The 15136-nt window shown below is 47.5% G+C and carries 15 protein-coding genes; 10 read left to right on the plus strand and 5 right to left on the minus strand.

Annotated features, from left to right (window positions below; genetic code table 11):
* Positions 1 to 5 precede the first annotated feature (5 nt).
* From UFB30_RS00255 to UFB30_RS00265, 3 genes are all read left to right on the plus strand, one after another.
* The gene (locus tag UFB30_RS00255) at positions 6 to 803 is read left to right on the plus strand and encodes an MBL fold metallo-hydrolase (protein ID WP_322419665.1); all 798 of its coding nucleotides are present in this window, start codon (positions 6 to 8) and stop codon (positions 801 to 803) included.
* Positions 804 to 1307: 504 nt separating this feature from the next.
* The gene (locus tag UFB30_RS00260; RefSeq protein WP_322419666.1) at positions 1308 to 1715 is read left to right on the plus strand and encodes a hypothetical protein; all 408 of its coding nucleotides are present in this window, start codon (positions 1308 to 1310) and stop codon (positions 1713 to 1715) included.
* Complete coding sequence (locus tag UFB30_RS00265; protein WP_322419667.1) at positions 1712 to 2308, plus strand: peroxiredoxin family protein; 597 nt, start codon at positions 1712 to 1714, stop codon at positions 2306 to 2308. The genes UFB30_RS00260 and UFB30_RS00265 overlap by 4 nt, the downstream gene beginning before the upstream one ends.
* Before the next feature lie 238 nt (positions 2309 to 2546).
* On the opposite strand, the gene UFB30_RS00270 is transcribed toward UFB30_RS00265, so the two are convergent.
* The gene (locus UFB30_RS00270) at positions 2547 to 3509 is read right to left on the minus strand and encodes a glutaminase (RefSeq protein ID WP_322419668.1); all 963 of its coding nucleotides are present in this window, start codon (positions 3507 to 3509) and stop codon (positions 2547 to 2549) included.
* 195 nt (positions 3510 to 3704) lie between these two features.
* On the opposite strand from UFB30_RS00270, the gene UFB30_RS00275 reads away from it, so the two are divergent.
* The gene (locus tag UFB30_RS00275; RefSeq protein WP_322419669.1) at positions 3705 to 4910 is read left to right on the plus strand and encodes a S1C family serine protease; all 1206 of its coding nucleotides are present in this window, start codon (positions 3705 to 3707) and stop codon (positions 4908 to 4910) included.
* Positions 4911 to 5105: 195 nt separating this feature from the next.
* Positions 5106 to 5279: a CxxH/CxxC protein gene (locus UFB30_RS00280; protein WP_322419670.1), complete on the plus strand. Its 174-nt coding sequence runs from the start codon at positions 5106 to 5108 to the stop codon at positions 5277 to 5279.
* Between the two features lie 540 nt (positions 5280 to 5819).
* Here the strand turns inward: UFB30_RS00280 and UFB30_RS00285 are convergent.
* Positions 5820 to 7394, minus strand: a complete 1575-nt coding sequence (locus tag UFB30_RS00285) for a sensor domain-containing diguanylate cyclase (protein WP_322419671.1) — start codon at positions 7392 to 7394, stop codon at positions 5820 to 5822.
* A gap of 129 nt (positions 7395 to 7523) precedes the next feature.
* On the opposite strand from UFB30_RS00285, the gene UFB30_RS00290 reads away from it, so the two are divergent.
* Complete coding sequence (locus tag UFB30_RS00290; protein WP_322419672.1) at positions 7524 to 7718, plus strand: hypothetical protein; 195 nt, start codon at positions 7524 to 7526, stop codon at positions 7716 to 7718.
* Here UFB30_RS00290 and UFB30_RS00295 read toward each other — a convergent pair.
* From UFB30_RS00295 to UFB30_RS00305, 3 genes are all read right to left on the minus strand, one after another.
* A complete protein-coding gene (locus UFB30_RS00295) occupies positions 7676 to 9310 on the minus strand; it encodes an L-lactate permease (RefSeq protein WP_322419673.1) in 1635 nt (544 codons plus the stop codon). The two genes, UFB30_RS00290 and UFB30_RS00295, sit on opposite strands and share 43 nt — an antisense overlap.
* Positions 9311 to 9580: 270 nt before the next feature.
* On the minus strand, positions 9581 to 11017 hold the full coding sequence (locus tag UFB30_RS00300) for a DASH family cryptochrome (RefSeq protein ID WP_322419674.1): 1437 nt from the start codon (positions 11015 to 11017) through the stop codon (positions 9581 to 9583).
* 274 nt (positions 11018 to 11291) lie between these two features.
* Complete coding sequence (locus tag UFB30_RS00305) at positions 11292 to 12353, minus strand: saccharopine dehydrogenase family protein (RefSeq protein WP_322419675.1); 1062 nt, start codon at positions 12351 to 12353, stop codon at positions 11292 to 11294.
* Between the two features lie 157 nt (positions 12354 to 12510).
* On the opposite strand from UFB30_RS00305, the gene UFB30_RS00310 reads away from it, so the two are divergent.
* The 4 genes from UFB30_RS00310 (at position 12511) to UFB30_RS00325 (ending at position 15133) form a co-directional block, all read left to right on the plus strand.
* On the plus strand, positions 12511 to 13374 hold the full coding sequence (locus UFB30_RS00310) for a DegV family protein (protein ID WP_322419676.1): 864 nt from the start codon (positions 12511 to 12513) through the stop codon (positions 13372 to 13374).
* An 85-nt stretch (positions 13375 to 13459) separates the two neighbouring features.
* The gene (locus UFB30_RS00315) at positions 13460 to 14080 is read left to right on the plus strand and encodes a hypothetical protein (RefSeq protein ID WP_322419677.1); all 621 of its coding nucleotides are present in this window, start codon (positions 13460 to 13462) and stop codon (positions 14078 to 14080) included.
* 270 nt (positions 14081 to 14350) lie between these two features.
* Positions 14351 to 14701, plus strand: a complete 351-nt coding sequence (locus UFB30_RS00320; protein ID WP_322419678.1) for a hypothetical protein — start codon at positions 14351 to 14353, stop codon at positions 14699 to 14701.
* A 99-nt stretch (positions 14702 to 14800) separates the two neighbouring features.
* Entirely contained in the window at positions 14801 to 15133 is a 333-nt protein-coding gene (locus tag UFB30_RS00325) for a DUF3221 domain-containing protein (protein ID WP_322419679.1), read from the plus strand.
* Positions 15134 to 15136 lie beyond the last annotated feature (3 nt).

Below are 15136 nucleotides of genomic sequence, written 5' to 3' on the forward strand. Positions count from 1 at the left end.
GAAATATGACAATGCATATGAGTGTGCTGGCAAGCGGCAGTACAGGCAATGCAATTTTTATAGAAAACGAGAACCATTCCTTTTTGGTGGATGCGGGCCTGAGCGGCAAGCAGATGGAAGGGTTATTCAGCCAGATTGACCGCTCAATCAAGGATTTGAGCGGTATCCTGGTCACCCACGAGCACAGCGATCATATCAAAGGGCTCGGAATTCTTGCGCGCCGCTACAATCTGCCTGTCTATGCAAACGAAAAAACGTGGCAGGCCATGGAACCGCTCATTGGAAATGTAAACAGCGATCAGAAGTTTATCTTTCCAATGGAGACGGTCCAGACATTCGGCGGCCTGGATATCGAATCCTTCGGTGTCTCACATGACGCAGCCGAGCCAATGTTTTACGTGTTCCATGAGAACGGTAAAAAAATTGTTGTCATGACAGACACAGGCTACGTCAGTGACCGGATGAAAGGTATTATCAAAGGTGCCGACGCATACGTGTTTGAAAGTAATCATGACGTCGGGATGCTGCGCATGGGACGCTATCCATGGAGTATCAAACGCCGGATCCTGAGCGATGTCGGCCACGTCTCCAACGAAGATGCAGCACTTGCGATGAGTGAAGTGCTGACAGATAATACGAAGCGAATCTATTTATCTCACTTATCAAAGGATAATAACATGAAAGATCTGGCGAGAATGAGCGTCACCCAGACCCTTGAAGGCTGCGGACTGAAGGTTGGCGAGACATTCGACCTTTATGATACAGACGCGAAAACGCCGACGGATCTTTATAAGATTGTATGAGCACTGCCTGTGAGGTGGTGCTTTTTTTGGTACTGTGGGGGGCGTGGTTCGCTGAAAAAGTGGTGATGTTCGTGGAAAAGCAGGTGTTGTTCTTAGAATCACGTGGCATGTTCGGAGAAAAACAGGTATGATTCTTAGAAAAAACACGATGGTTCGCAGAATAGTGTAATTTTACCCATACCGCCGCATCTCTTACATCCACCCCACACTTTTCAACACCTTTGTGACATCAGGCAATTTCCCGCCCTTTTTCGCACAAATCAAGTAGACTGATAGAAGGAGAGATAGGAGGAGGGGTATGAGATCGAATGGTATAATATACGCGCGCTAATCATTTCATCCACACAAATCGCGCTGCTCATCTCATTTGCTGTTGCCTGGTTCCGCATCAGGCAGTCAGATAAAATCTTAGCATCAAAGGTATCCAACCTTTTTTATACATTCGTACTCGTCTGGAAGTTCTCAAGCATCCTCTTCTACTTTGAGTACATTTTAAAAGCGCCGATGTCCATTCTGTATTACAATGGAGGCGAACTTGGATTACTGCTCGCTGTCGCAGCCGTTCTGCTGCAGCTCATATACTATAGCCGGAAGATGCCTGATATCATTGTTCACTGGCTCCCGGTATGGCTCATTGTATTAACGCTTACTGAAGCGGCAAAGCTTGTACTGACTGCCACGTCAATCATAGACGCACTGCTCGCAGGCGTTTTTCTCATATGTCTTATTTTCATCTGGTCAAAAAACAGCCGTCTTTTAAAAGAAGCGCCATGTCTTACACTGTTAATGGTACTCGCGCTTCAATGGCTCACAATCTCGCTAAATGGCGATTTCATCACAACCGGACTCATCTATAGCTGGCTAATCAGTGCAGCCGTCTGGTTTGTTACAACAAGGAGGAAGCAATCATGATTCCACGATTATTAGCCCTCGGGTTAGTCGGCGTTTTAGTCGCACTGCTAATCGTTAACGTTATGAATGATCAAAAAGAGCGCCAGGAGCTGCAGGCACTTCAGGAAGAATATGCAGTCGCCCCTGCCGATAACGAAAGCGCAGCACCCGTTGAGTCAAGCGGCGCTGTAAAAGAGGGCAACACAGTTCCGAGCGTAGAGGTTACCACGCTGGATGGTGAAACCGTCAACCTGGCAGACTACCGCGGAAAAAAGGTTATCCTGAACTTCTGGGCAACCTGGTGTCCGCCATGCATGGCAGAAATGCCGCATATGCAGGAGTACTATGAAAATGAAGCCGGTGAGCAAAACGTTGAGATCCTGGCTGTTAACTTAACGAGTAAGGACAACGGAATGGATCGAATTGAATCATTCGTTGAGGACTACGAGCTGACATTCCCAATTCTGCTTGATGAAACAGGCGCAATGGGCGATGAATTTCAGGCGTTTTTCATCCCAACCACGTATCTGATTGACGAAGAAGGCGTGATTCAGCGCAAACTGATGGGCCCGATGGATCGGGATATGATGGTTGATATGATGGAGGAGTTGTAGGATTGAAGGGAAAAACCGCCTGTGGGGGCGGTTTTTGTTTGTGTTTGGTGTGGGATTCGTGGAATGTTGGGTGATATTCGGAGAAAAACGGGTGGTGTTCAAAGGAAAACACGTCATGTTCGAAGAAAAACCCGGGTGGTTCGCAACTAATATAGCGACCTTCGTAGAAAAGTGTAATTTGACCTATGTAAAAAACATAAAAAAAACTGCCAGCCGCGGCTGGCAGAAGAATCTCTACTTAGAATATACTAAAATCCCACTCCTCAGAAATCTGCCTCAACAGCATCGTCCCAGCAGCGCTATTACCGTTCGCGTCAATCGCCGGACTGAACACAGCGATGCCGCAGCCTTTTCTGAACGCTTTTTCAGGTGAGTGCCATTTTGGAGGTACGGATGCTAAAATGCCGCCTGAGACGCCACTTTTAGCGGGAATGCCGACGTGTGCGGCGAATTTTCCTGATGAGTTGTACATGCCGCATGTGACCATCAGGACTTTGGCGATGCGGGCTACGTCATGGCTGAAAATCTGGCGTTCCTCGATTGGGTCGTAGCCGTCGTGCGCGATCACGAGTCCGATTTTAGCTAAATCCTCAAGGCTGATACAGATCGCACAGAGCCGGATATAAATATCAAGCGCTTCTTCCACATCCAGATCCAGCAGTTTCGATTCTTTTAAATAGTAGGCAAGCGCACGATTCCGGTGTGCGGTCTGCCATTCAGATTCATAGACCTCCTGATCAAGCTCGAGCTGATGGCCGATCATGCCTTCGACAAACAGCAGGAAGCGCTCATACTTTTCAGAGACCGTATCGCCCGGCAGCATGGATGCAACCGTAATCGCGCCAGCATTGATCAGCGGATTGAACGGCTTGCCGGGTCTGTGAATTTCAAATGGAATAATAGAGTTAAACGATTCACCGGTTGGTTCAACATCCACTTTATCCAGCACAAAATCAAGCCCTTTAAAATGACAGAGCGCGACAAAGCTGATGATCTTCGAAATACTCTGCAGCGTGAATTTCACGTTACTTTCCCCGGCCATATACGTGTCACCGTTATAATCCATGATGCAGATCCCGAGCTGATCACGGTCCTGATTCGCAAGCGCCGGTATGTATTGCGCGGGCTCTCCAAGCATTGTATGTGAGCGGTTATCTTCAACCCATTGCTTTAATTTCTCGTACACTTCTTCACTTCTCATATCCCAGCCTCCTATCGGTCAGTCAGTATTAGTCTTTTCCCCTTACTTTTAAAATCTAACCGTTTTAAGAAATGAACCTTCAGCACATTCCATGCAATTTTTTTAAAAGATTAAGCATTTTTTCATCTGATTTTCATCTTCGCGCTCTATACTGTGAATCATAGAAGAGATCACATACGAAAGGATGATCAATTAATGGGTTATTACGATGATCACACAAATACAGAACGATCCAATAAAAAAAGCGGAAGCAAGGCAGGTTATTTCTTTTCAAGCCTTGTCGGCGTTATTGTCGGTGCACTAATTGTTGCTCTGGCGTTCCCGATGTTTGACGGGGGAAATAATTCGACCGTGAGCAACTCCGGCACAGCAGGACAGGCAACGGAATCCCAGCCGATTTCCTATGACGTATCATCAGATGTGACAGCAGCCGTTGAAAAAGCCGGAGATGCAGTTGTTGGTGTAACGAACCTTCAGGCTGGCGGCGGTATGTTTGGTCAGCAAAGTGAAGCGCAGGAAGCCGGCACAGGTTCCGGTGTGATCTATAAAGAAGAAGGCGACAGCGCATTTATCGTGACCAACTATCACGTGATTGAAGGCAGTGACCAGGTGGAAGTCACACTTGCTGACGGCACAAAAGAAGAAGCAACAGTGCTTGGCGGCGACCAGTGGACAGACCTTGCTGTACTTCAGATCAGCGGTGAAAACGTAGAAACCGTTGCTGAATTTGGTGACTCACAGGCACTGAAGCCTGGTGAACCGGTTATCGCAATCGGTAACCCGCTTGGCCTTCAATTCTCAGGTTCCGTGACAACAGGTGTTGTATCAGGCGTTGAACGTACAATTCCGGTAGACATCAATCAGGACGGACAGGTTGACTGGCAGGCAGAGGTTATCCAGACAGATGCAGCCATTAACCCTGGTAACTCAGGCGGTGCCCTTGTTAACAGTCAGGGACAGCTGATCGGTATCAACTCAATGAAAATCGCCCAGTCTTCAGTTGAAGGAATCGGGCTTGCCATCCCAATTGATATGGCTCAGCCAATTATCAATGACCTTGAGTCAAAAGGTGAAGTTGACCGCCCGACAATGGGTATCACACTATTTGACCTTGCCAACGTACCGGCAGTCTACCAGCAGGAACAGCTGAACCTTCCTGAAGAAGTCACAACAGGCGTTGTCATCGAACGCGTCGTACCTAATTCAGCGGCAGCCAATGCAGGACTCGAAGACATGGACGTCATCGTTGAAATGGACGGCGAAAAAATCAACAACAGTATGGAACTCCGCCAGCACCTTTACACTGAAAAGAGCGTCGGTGACGAAATGCAGGTAAAAGTGTACCGAAATGGTGAAATGGTTGAAGTGACAATGACTTTGACAGACGACTCGCAGCTATAAAACATTGAGGGGCTTCACGGCTCCTCAATCCTAAATTGAAAATAATCTCCTCCTAAAGGAGTTCATATAGATTTCAAGTCCACACAAACTACAGACAAAACGCTATTTCTTAAGCCTATTTTCAGCAGGAGCCCTCCACGCTCCTGCTATTTTTTTGTGAAAAACGCATCCATGATACAATCAATCTAAAAGGTGGTGACACATTTGCGCATATTTTGCTGTAAGGAACATGTCGAATTAGCACTGGATGTGCTGGTCGATGAAACAGAGGACGTCCCTCTTTTGAAGACAGTGGATAACTATGAAGAGTTGTCCACAAACTGTGAATACTGCAATGAAACAGCCATATATCTTGTGGAGAACAAATGATCTCATACGAAATGTGGATAGTTATTGTGGATATGTGTATAACTTTTGGGGATAACCTGTTTATAATGGTCGAATAACCTAAAATTTTCAACCAGCGCAAAACGACAAAAATCTATCCACAGTGGACAAATAGAAAAGAGGAAGCAGGCGTTCAGGTCCGACAAGCATAAGACGAGGAGCGGTAAACGGGTGATCTTTCCCGTATAACGATGCTTGGCTTATGAGCCGAGGACCTTAACGCTGGAGCTGGATCAAATCGTAAAGTGGAAATGCCTGACGCGGGCGTTCGATAAAATGAAAAGGTGGCGTAAATCATTCAAAAGGTGATAGATAAAAATAGAAAGGTGATGGATAATAGCCAGCCGCCCGGTATAGAAGTGTGAATCACTCAGAAAGCTGATGCAAATAAACTTAAAGCTGATAGATAAAACCCAAAAGCCGATAGATAAATCTGCCTGCGCGTTATGCCAAACCCGCCAACCCACCAGCTCCCGCCCCACACAAACAAAAAAACCACCCCCGCCCCCACGGAAATGGAATCTATCTCGAACTATTCGAAGTCTCTAACTCCTCATTCCAAACATAAAAATCATTCTTCCCATTGCGTTTAATCTTGTACATTGCCTGGTCCGCTTTATAGATCAGTGTTTCAAGCTTTGTTCCATGATGCGGATAGCAGCTGATGCCGAGGCTGAATCTGATCTCAAGTGGTGTATTCTCAGCCCAGTAAGGTCTGTTTTCAAACTGCTTCATCAGCCTGAAGATTAATTGTTTAAATGCGGCTTCGTTTTCACATTGTAGATAAGCAAAAAATTCATCTCCGCCAACCCTTGCAGCGAGCCCCTGATCACCTACAGTTTCTTTCAGTACCTCACCAACATGCTTTAAATACTCATCCCCGGTCTGGTGACCAAATGTATCATTGACCGATTTGAAATCATCAAGGTCGAGAATCAGCATAGCCGTTGTCTGCTGTCCTCTTAATGCTTTTGCCGCCTCCTCATAAAAGGCGCGGCGATTAGGCAGTCTGGTAAGTGGGTCATGATAGGCTAAAAAACGAATGGTTTCCTCTGCTTCTTTGTACATCTGAACATCTCTTAGGATACAGAGAATATAAAGATTGTGCTCAACAAATACAAAATCCCCATCAATTAAAATGTACTTTTTCTCACCCTGTTCAGTCTGGATCCGTGACTCATACTGACTGATCCGCTCTCCCCGGTCAAACATATACTGAAACCGTGTAAGGGCACCTTCTTTTCTATCATCTGATAGATAGTCAGTGAATTGTTTTCCTTTAATACTTTGCTCGCCTAAAAGTGCCAGTGCAGCCGGATTTGCACTTTCAATCATCCCTTCCCGATCAATCAGTAAAATAGGAGACGGATTGATCTCATGGAGCGTAGAAAAGCGTTTATGATACGACGCAAGAAAATCGAATTTTTTCATACCGTATGCTAATGCACCAATCCAGATAATACCCCCGTAAATATAAGGGTAGGGTGGCATCGTGCCTCTGAATTCAAAAATGCCAAAAATAAAATTCCAGACCTGTACCAGAATAGCTACCACAATTAAAAGGCTGATAATCCTTTTTTGCTGAGGGGCTACGGCTTTTTTACCAAGCTGATGGAGCATCCAGATGATAAAAAATGAGAGCGTCAGTCCAGCGCCCATTGTTGCAAGATATGCGGCATTGAAATCAGGATATATAAACAATCCTTCACGCTCAAATGATGTACTGTTTGTAAAATTACTCTGAAAGATCAACGTAAGTGGAATAGGTAATGCAGGTATGTAAAGCACCCACGGATACAGAAATGAAGGGAACTTCTCATACACGCCCGTTATTTTAATAATAAAATGAATCGACAAACACAAGATCAGCAGCCCTGCATTTCCAAACACATAAGTGATCAGAAATGGACTGTAGGAGAGATCAACCTGCTGGCGGATAAATTCTGTTGTAAACAGCACCCCGTAACAGGCAATATACGCGCTTAATAATAAATGCTCCGTACGTCTGTGATTTCTCATCAGCACATCAGCTGCCATATAAAACATCATCGCAGCCGGAAGCAAATATAAAGCCATATAAATCAGCAATTCCCTCATCTCATCACACCCTTTTGTGTGAAATAGGCCTAAGTGCCCCTTTTATACATATAAGTATCTCATATTCAAAGAAATTCAGCACGCTAAAGTTGTTTGAAAGTTTAAAAAACGATCATTTGGATGGGGTTCATGAGATTTGCTTATGTTCAGAAAATAACAGTGATGGTTCCGGAAATTACACAGGTGGTTCATGAGATTTTCATGCCGGTTCCTGAAATTGGACACAATGACCCACTCCCATTTAAAAAAGCTGCCCGCATAAACCCCGGACAGCTCTCCATCTATAAAAGAATAAACCCGATCACACCTGCCATCGTCACATAAAACATCATCGGCACAAGCGTCATCCGGATAATCGTCCCTTCCTTACCGGTCAGATTCACAACGGATGCGGCGGCTACCACATTCAGCACGCAAATCATATTTCCGGCATTCGCACCAAGCACCTGCAGCGCAAGGATGATCTGCGGATCAGCACCGATCTGATCGGCCACACTGAATTGAAACAGTGAAAACATCATGCTGCTGAAGGTCGCACTGCCTGAAATAAATGAGCCGAGCGCACCGATAATCGGGGCAACGAGCGGCCAGTTGGTCCCTGCAGCGGCAGAGACGAAATCCGCCAGCTCAAGCGGCATGCTGAGCAGATCCGCGCCGTTCACACCTGAATTGATAAAAATCCGCACCATAGGAACAGCAGTCCCAAGCGCGATGGCAGTGCCGACCATTGTTTTTGCAGATTGACTGAATACACTGCCTACAGCCTTCACGCGCATACTGTGGAGCAGGGCCGTCAGCAGCACAGCGACTAAAAAGATCGTACCGGGTAGATAAAATGGTTCGAAAAATGTCGTAATTTCTGTTCCAAGAATATTACTCCAGCCAACCTGAACCTCACGCAGCCATCCTTTTAGCGGCAGGGCGTCAATCCTCGTCAGTACAAGGAGTGAAGTGACGATCAGGTAAGGCAGCCATGCTTTCCAGAGCGGCATCCCGGCGCCGTTCACAGCTTCAGCTTTTACCTGATCAGCCGCCGCAAAATCCCAAGCTTTTTTCGGTAAAAGGAATCCTTTTTTCGCAGCCGGTACGACAACCATCAGCCCGACAAGTCCTCCGATAATAGACGGGAATTCAGGTCCGAGCAGCGTGGCGACTGTAAATGCCGGTACAGTAAACGCAAGCCCTGCAAAAATCGCAAACGGTGCGATCTGAAAGCCTTCCTTCCATGAACGGTTCTCGCCAAAAAAGCGGGTCAGCATGATCACTAAAATAAGCGGAATAAACGTCCCGATAAAGAGATCGATGAAAACTGCTGTGCTCGCGACCTCCTGCAAATACGGACCGATCGCAGCGCCGCCAAGTTCCTCCTGGACAACAGGCGCAAGTGAGCTTCCCTGATTCAGCCCCTGGTTCACCCCAACAATAATCGGTGTCCCAACTGCACCAAAAGAAACAGCAGAACTATCAGCAATCAAAGCAAGCGCAACAGCAGCAAGTGGCGGGAAGCCAAGCGCGACAAGGAGCGGCGCAGCAATCGCAGCCGGCGTCCCAAACCCGGCTGCTCCTTCAATAAAAGAACCGAACAGCCAGGCAATAATAATGAGCTGAACTCGGCGATCAGCCGTGATTTGTGTAAAACCGTTCCGGATCGAATCCATTGCGCCGCTTTTCTTCAGCGTGTTGAGTAAGAGGATGGCACCAAACACAATCCACATAATCGAAACAGCGATGATCAGACCTTCGATGATCGCAGCAGAAATCTGAATCACAGACACCTGCCAGATAAAAAACGCCAGCAGCGCAGTCGCCGCAAGACTGATCGGCATCGCTTTTGTTGCAGGCAAACGGAGAATGACGAGAAACAAAAATACAGCTAAAACAGGGGTCAGAGCAGTCAGCATTTGCAAAAACGTCATCAGAATCATCCTTATCGGGTTGTAAGATACTTTAAGTATAGCAGGTTTTTGGGAGAGAGAAGGGGTTATTTGTGAAGTTTTTCACAAATATTTGCGTGGTGGAGGGTGTTCGTAGAAAAAACGTGGTGGTTCAAAGAATAACGAGGCATGTTCGGAGAATAACATGCCTCGTTCGGAGAAAAACAAGGTACGTTCAAAGAAAAAACATCGAGGTTCGCAGGATAGTGTTAAAAGACCTACCCCGCAACAAACTTCAGCTGCCCAAAACCATCACTTCATCACACTCAAAAACCGCTCCTTATTCCGCTCGACCGACCCGAACAAATCCACAACCGGCGCCGGATAATGACGGCCAATGACAACGCCTGCCGCCTGCTGTCCCTCATAATTCATCTCATAAGGCGCAAAGATTCTTGCCCCCGGCACTTTACGAAGCTCCGGCAGCCACGTCCGTAAATACTCACCTTTTGGATCGTAATCCCGCGCCTGCTTCACCACATTGAACGCCCTGAACTGAATCGCATCATTCCCGACACCCGCCTGATACAGCCAGTTCCCGTAATTACTCGACACATCATAATCAATCAGCAGCGATTCAAACCACGCAGCGCCGATCCGCCAGTCGAGTCCGAGATTCTTCGTCAGAAAGCTCGCCACGTTTTGTCTCGCACGGTTCGACATAAACCCGGTTGCACGCAGCTCCCGCATCGCAGCATCCACCAGCGGATATCCGGTCTTCCCGTTCATCCAGGCTGATTCAAGCTTCTCATCACGGTCCCACGGCGGCGTCCGGTCGCGCAGGCCGGATGCCGCAAACAAATTATCGCCGTAACGCCTGTGCACCAGGTGAAAATAATCCCGCCACAGCAGTTCAAAATACAGCCAGTACGTAGAATCATTTTTCAAGCGCTCATCTTCATAGCGGCGTACCTCATCCATCACCATCCGGGGCGATAGACACCCATGCGCAAGCCACGGTGAGAGCTTTGACGAATCATCCTCCTTCAGCATGCCATTCCGCGTTTCCTTATACACACGCAGCTGATCCGATTCAAAAAAGTAGTGCGCAATCCGCTTCAGTCCCGCGTTCATTCCGCCGCGAAAACGGAGCGGTCCGTCCAGCTCATCAAAACCAAGCGCAGATAAAGACGGGATCTCGCCTTCATCCAACTCCACACTTTTCGCGACAGCTGAAGGTTTTGAAAGGGGAGGACGCATCAGTACATCGTTCTTTTCAATCCGCTTTCTGAACTGCGAAAAGGTGTCCGGCACGCTGTACGAATCAAACGGTAAATCCTCCGGATCGTACAGATTATGTCCGTGATCAATTGACACTTTTGCCTGCAGCGCCTCACGCACCCGGCGCTCTGCCGTCTGCTCCTCGCTGCCGATTTCCTCATGCAGATACAGACACTTCACAAAATACTGCTCATTCAGCGCCCCGAAAACCTCCGCCGGATCCCCGGTGCGCACAAAAAGCGGGATGCCAAGCTTCTTCAATTCACTGCGCAGATCCTCCACACTCTCCCTGATAAACGCAGCCCGGAACTTCTCCATCTTCCGGAATCCATACGAAGTCTCCCTCATCATCTCCGGATCAAATACATACACCCCCACAACCGGCAGCCCGCTTGCCACCGCGCGTCTCAGCGGCTGGTGATCAATCGTCCGCAGATCGTTTCTGAACCATACAGCTGCAATATCCATTGGATTCGCTCCTTTTGATAAATGTGTTAGGGATATTGTAAAAGAATAGGAGGGTGGAAGGAAGTTTGGGTCGGCTGTGGCGGGAGTGGTTCCGGAGATTACTAGTGGTGTTCAGAAGATTACGTGGATGGTTCCTGAAATAACCACTGGTGTTCCGGAGATTACAACGGTCGTTCCGGACATTTCCGCACCGGTCCCGGAGATAGGGTGCAAAGACCTATCCCCAACGCACAAAAAAGCCCGGGACCCCAACCAAATCCCGGACTCAAAAACCCTACTCCACAACCTCAAACTCCCCCGACCCCTCAAGCGACTCCACCAGCCCCGACCCAAAAAGCCCGGCCGGCGTAAAGCTTCCTGAAGGCAGATCGCGCCCGAGCATCCGGCGCACGACTTCCAGTGAACCAAGTGCAGTCAGTGTGTAGGCGTTTGTCGTTTTGATCCGCACCGTTACCGTACTGCCATCCGCCGCTTTTGCTTCCCCGACAATATAGGACGGTGCATTCTCCCGTGCACGTTCATCCGGCCCTTTGGCGGAGCGGTCGACCCATTTCAGCAGCTGCTTCTGGACAGGCTTTGTGCCGAGCACCGGTGCGAAAAGGGACATGACGCGTGCGCCGCGGATCTGCGTTTCTGACAGCGGAATCCACGTCGTGATATTAGGAATTTTCGTTGTATAGTACGCAGTCGAGACGTCACCCCACGGAATCGCTGTGACCGGCTGCTGCCCCTTGCCGAAGTCGAGCGTCCGCTTTTTCGTGCCCATTGGAAACGGAACAATCTTCCCGTCCTTCCGCTCAGCGCTGCCACCGGAAAGTCCCTCAATCATCGTTTTCGTTGTGCCGGGTGACATGCCTGCTAAAAAGGAAAATCCGAGTGAAAGTGAGACTGCGTTTGGCATGAGCTCCTTCAGCTTATGTGCGGTGCAGTCAGTCGGGATCACGTCAAACCCGACGCCCGGGCACAGTACGATCCCTTTATCAGCAGCGCGCTTTGACATTTCAGGAGCATGAATCATTTCAAATACGTCGATTTCCCCCGTGATATCAAGGTAGTGCGTGCCTGCAGCAAGACAGCCTTCGACCATCTGCCGGCTTGTCTTTGAAAAGGGGCCCGCGCAGTGTAAGACGAGTTCCATTCCTGCAAGCTTTTCGGCAACCGTTCCAGGGTCATCAAGTGAGAACACGCTTGACTCAAGTCCAAGTTCACCTGCAAGCCTGCTGATCGCCTCTTCGTTTCGTCCGGCAAGCACCGGGGTCATGCCGTCTTTTACTGCCTGACGCGCAATCAGCTCGCCGGTGTAGCCATTTGCTCCGTAGATCATCCATGCTGACATACTGATTCATCCTTTCAGTCATTGAATTGTAGATAAGTATAGCAAACATTTCCTTTTCAAAGCCGTCACAAAGATAGTTGAAATATGCAACTAAATCCCTTTTCGCGCCTGAAATGGCTTACAATAGGGTTACATCAAGAGTTTACTGGAGGTTCATATGATTAAAATAATGGCTGATTCGACGTGTGATCTGTCAAACGAGGTACTTGAAAAGTACGACATCAGCACGGCGCCACTGAAAATTAACATTGACGGCAATTCCTATAAAGATAAAGTTGAAATCGATCCGGAGACATTTTTCAGAATGCTTGAGGATCTCTCGGATTTTCCGACAACCGGTGCACCGAGCCCTGCTGAGTACCTGTCGATTATGGAGGAAGCGGTTGAATCGGGTCATACGCATATTTTATGTATCTGTATGTCGAGCGGAACGAGCGGCTCCTATCAATCTGCTGAGCTTGCAAAAGACTACTTTTACGAGGAGCACCCGACCTCACCTGTGCATATTCAGATCATAGATTCAAAATGTATGAGTCACGGGAGCGGCTGGCTTCTTTTGAAAAGCGCGCTGCTGCGTGAAAGAGGCGCCTCATTTGAAGAGATCGTCGGCTTTAACGAACAGTATAAAACAAACGTGAAGCACTTTTTGTCAGTTGATGACCTGAACCACCTCATTAAAAGCGGACGGATCTCAAACGCGAGTGCAATGGTCGGCAAATTGCTCATGCTGAAGCCAGTTATGACGATGAAGGACGGTAAGGGAGCGGTTGTTGCAAAAGAGCGCGGCCGTAAAAAGGTACTGAAGCATTACGTTGAGGAATTTAAAAAGCGGTATGACCCGGAGCAGACGGAATTTGTCATCATCGGTTATACGACAGATGCTTCTGTTGCAGAAAGCTTAAAGGTAAAAATGCAGGAGGAGACCGACTTTGCAGGCGAGATCTTCGTCATGCAGATGGGCGTTGCAGTCGGTACCCATGTTGGACCGGGCGGCATCTCGATGTTTTTTATGGAAAAATAAGATTCAGAAAATGTACAAAATTATGAAACCTCCGGGAGATTCTATTCGTAAAACGAAGTAGACGAAACCCCCGGAGGTTATTTTTATGCTCAATAAAATTCGCAATATCGATGCAGATACAGTCACACCGTACATTTCAACAGCCGCCGTCCTGCTGATCCTCTCAGCATTCTTCTTCCCGGCCATCGCTGTTATGTTCATCCAGGATATGCTGTTCTTCTCCTATGATCACTGGTCATTCCTGCGCCCATCCGAAGCATATATTGGCTTCGGCGCCGCCATGATCTGGGTCGCGATCGTGCTGCTGTCATTTCTGTTTACCAAAATGCATTCAGAGCGAAAAGACACGATCTACAAATTCGCAGGCCTGCACGTTGTGATGATGGCACTCGCCGTACCGGTTTTTGCACTGTCCATTTATCACTACGTCTTTTTAGATGAAAACGGTGTGACCGGCAACTCATTCTGGACGTTTTCAGAGGAGCATATTTCATGGGATGAGGTTGAGGAAGTAACGCGCCTTGTAGATGAAAGCAATAAAGCGGTTCTGTCCTATACGTTTTCGGATGGTGAAAAGTCGATTACCGTTCCTTACAACTCGCGTGAATACGAGACGAGACGTGCGATTTTGAGCGCGGTTCAGATGTATGAGTGGGAAGTGACGGATATTTTTGAGGACGCGGGGACGGTGCCGATTACGTTTTGATGGTTGATGGGGGAGTGGTGGTTCAGGAGATTACAGGTGGTGTTCAGAAGATTATTGTAGGTGTTCAGGAGACTACCTGTGTGGTTCAGAACAAAATCACGTGTGTTCAGGAAATAATCGGGGTGGTTCCGGAGATCGTTATATAGACCCATCACTCAAAACGAACTTACATTAAAATTGCTTTATGATAAAATGAATTAAATGGAAAATAACCAAATTGCTGTCACCGTGCCAGGGTTCCCGGAACGCCAACCAATAGGAGGAATACAAATGAGGAAAACGCTTGATTTTATCCTGATCGCCGGCGCCATTGCTATCCTTTTGTTCGCAGACTTCGAGCGGTATATCAATCCTTGGTTCACAACCATCTGGATCACCATCGCCGTCTCCCTTTTAGTCCTCAACATCATGACAATACCACACATCAGGAAACCATCTGCCATCATTTTACTCGTCATGACGCTCAGCACACTGGCCTTCATCAGCTGGGCACCGATCAATTTCGAACTGATCATTCACGTCGTATTCGCTTTATCACCACTCGTTCCGATTATCAAAATGCTCACGGATCAACCAAAGGCGATGACCTATAAAAGTGTCAGCGCAGGAGAGCCTGTTTAAAAGTTGCATACACCATTTAAAAGCGGATTTTCCTGTTTAGTTTAAAGGAAAATGCGTTTTTTTATAGCGTAAATATAATCAGGGGGGGAGCCGCCTATCATGCCAAAATTATATACAGTCTTGGCCATCATGGTTTTACTAACTATTGCAGGATGTTCCGGCCCAACAAACAGCAATGAACATAATCATGATGAACTAGAAACAGAAACCGTCAGTTTTACAGGAACCATCAGGGAAATCAACGGGAAAACAGCAATCGTTTCCGCGGTATTATCTGAAGGTAACCCTGAAAGTAACGTGTTTGTTGACCTTTCCGTAAATCAGGATGAAACATTTCAGGTGGGAGATATCATTAAAGTAGAATACGATGGTGCCATCAACGAATCGAATCCGGCTCAAATTAATACGCTGTCTGTTGAACACGCAGAATAAGCA

Origin of the sequence: Jeotgalibacillus haloalkalitolerans, from assembly GCF_034427455.1 — a bacterium.
GTDB classification, from domain to species: Bacteria; Bacillota; Bacilli; order Bacillales; family Jeotgalibacillaceae; genus Jeotgalibacillus; species Jeotgalibacillus haloalkalitolerans.

Bases quoted from the DNA above. Each gene is read 5' to 3' on its own strand.
- UFB30_RS00285 (WP_322419671.1), bottom strand. From the start codon at position 7,394: ATGAGGGAATTGCTGATTTATATGGCTTTATATTTGCTTCCGGCTGCG.
- UFB30_RS00295 (WP_322419673.1), bottom strand. From the start codon at position 9,310: ATGACGTTTTTGCAAATGCTGACTGCTCTGACCCCTGTTTTAGCTGTA.
- UFB30_RS00315 (WP_322419677.1), top strand. From the start codon at position 13,460: ATGCTCAATAAAATTCGCAATATCGATGCAGATACAGTCACACCGTAC.
- UFB30_RS00325 (WP_322419679.1), top strand. From the start codon at position 14,801: ATGCCAAAATTATATACAGTCTTGGCCATCATGGTTTTACTAACTATT.
- UFB30_RS00275 (WP_322419669.1), top strand. From the start codon at position 3,705: ATGGGTTATTACGATGATCACACAAATACAGAACGATCCAATAAAAAA.
- UFB30_RS00300 (WP_322419674.1), bottom strand. From the start codon at position 11,017: ATGGATATTGCAGCTGTATGGTTCAGAAACGATCTGCGGACGATTGAT.
- UFB30_RS00305 (WP_322419675.1), bottom strand. From the start codon at position 12,353: ATGTCAGCATGGATGATCTACGGAGCAAATGGCTACACCGGCGAGCTG.
- UFB30_RS00320 (WP_322419678.1), top strand. From the start codon at position 14,351: ATGAGGAAAACGCTTGATTTTATCCTGATCGCCGGCGCCATTGCTATC.
- UFB30_RS00310 (WP_322419676.1), top strand. From the start codon at position 12,511: ATGATTAAAATAATGGCTGATTCGACGTGTGATCTGTCAAACGAGGTA.
- UFB30_RS00265 (WP_322419667.1), top strand. From the start codon at position 1,712: ATGATTCCACGATTATTAGCCCTCGGGTTAGTCGGCGTTTTAGTCGCA.
- UFB30_RS00290 (WP_322419672.1), top strand. From the start codon at position 7,524: ATGAGATTTGCTTATGTTCAGAAAATAACAGTGATGGTTCCGGAAATT.
- UFB30_RS00255 (WP_322419665.1), top strand. From the start codon at position 6: ATGACAATGCATATGAGTGTGCTGGCAAGCGGCAGTACAGGCAATGCA.
- UFB30_RS00260 (WP_322419666.1), top strand. From the start codon at position 1,308: ATGTCCATTCTGTATTACAATGGAGGCGAACTTGGATTACTGCTCGCT.
- UFB30_RS00270 (WP_322419668.1), bottom strand. From the start codon at position 3,509: ATGAGAAGTGAAGAAGTGTACGAGAAATTAAAGCAATGGGTTGAAGAT.